Origin of the sequence: Gordonia sp. ABSL11-1 (genome assembly GCF_030315685.1) — a bacterium.
In the GTDB taxonomy this organism is placed as follows: domain Bacteria; phylum Actinomycetota; class Actinomycetes; order Mycobacteriales; family Mycobacteriaceae; genus Gordonia.
In genome coordinates this window covers 1-1,399 of the sequence record NZ_JASXSI010000078.1, presented here as the reverse complement: position 1 = coordinate 1,399, position 1,399 = coordinate 1, and the positions used below count along the sequence as shown (strand labels likewise).

1 protein-coding gene is annotated in these 1,399 nt (G+C 63.8%); it reads left to right on the top strand.

Features of this window, described 5'->3' with window-relative positions; all coding sequences use genetic code 11:
- The first annotated feature begins 133 nt into the window (after positions 1 to 133).
- Positions 134 to 1,375: an IS701 family transposase gene (locus QSJ19_RS26490; RefSeq protein ID WP_286324037.1), complete on the top strand. Its 1,242-nt coding sequence runs from the start codon at positions 134 to 136 to the stop codon at positions 1,373 to 1,375.
- Positions 1,376 to 1,399 lie beyond the last annotated feature (24 nt).

Sequence of the window (1,399 nt, the reverse complement as noted above, 5' to 3'; positions counted from 1 at the left end):
TTCGGCGTGTTTGCTCTGGTAGACGCGGTTGCCGCGGCATGATCTCGAGTTTGTGAAGACATCCAAATCAGCTGCGGCAACCGCAGCACTGAGGGTAGACCATGAACGATGGCACGCGGGCCTGGATGGACTGTTGGCGTCGTTCGCGCCGCGGTTCAAGCGGGTCGAAGCGCGACGCAACGCCGGTGCGCTGGTGCTGGGTTTGCTGGCCGATCTTGGTTCCAAGAACTGCTGGACCATCGCCGAACTATCGGGCCATGGCACCCCTGACCGACTGCAGCACTTGTTGTCCCGCGCCAAATGGGACGCTGATCTGGTCCGTGATGACGTGCGCAGCTATGTCATCGACCACCTGGCTGACCCTGAGGCGGTGCTCGTCGTCGATGAGACCGGCGACTTGAAGAAGGGGGCCAACACCGTTGGGGTACAACGCCAGTACACCGGAACCGCCGGACGCACGGAGAACTGTCAGGTCGCGGTCTACCTGACCTACGCTGCCGCCCGCGGACACACGCTGATCGACCGAGCGCTGTACCTGCCGCAACACACCTGGGCCACCGACCCGCAGCGACGGACCAAAGCCGGGGTGCCCGACACCGTTGAGTTCGCCACCAAACCAGCGCTGGCAACGACGCTGATCGAAGCGGCCCTCGACGCCGATGTCCCCGCTTCGTGGGTCGCCGGTGATGAAGTGTACGGCGCTGACCCGAACCTGCGGCAAGCGTTGCACGACAGAGAGATCGGCTACGTACTGGCCATCGGATGCAATCGGCAGGTCCCCACACCGGTCGGCAAGATCAGAGTCGATGCCCTCGCTGCGGATCTACCGCCACGGGCCTGGCACAAGATGTCCGCCGGCGCCGGTAGCAAAGGTGACCGCCGGTACTCCTGGGCGCTCATCGCCACCACCGAACGCCCCGACATCGGCCTCTGTCACGTCCTGGTGCGCCGCAACGACAGTTCCGGTGAGCTCGCCTACTACCGCTGCTACAGCCCGACACCGGTGCCGCTGCACCAGTACGTCCGAGTAGCCGGGCGGCGGTGGACGGTCGAGGAATCATTCCAGACCGGCAAAGGCCTGACCGGTCTGGATCAGCACCAAGTGCGGACGTGGACGTCCTGGCACCGCTGGATCACCCTGGTCATGGCCGCGCACGCCTTCCTGGCCGTGCACACCGCCACCGAACGCCTCGCCCAACCCACAGAACCCGGACTGATCCGGTTGTCGGTCAACGAGTTCCGAAAGCTCTTCACGATCCTCGTCCTCACACCACTGCATGCCATCGCCGACCCCCTCGCCTGGTCACTCTGGCGACGAAAACACCAATACCGAGCCCGACAACACCACTATCAACGCAGGTCACAACAACAATGAACCCCATCTACGGCTGTAGTACTA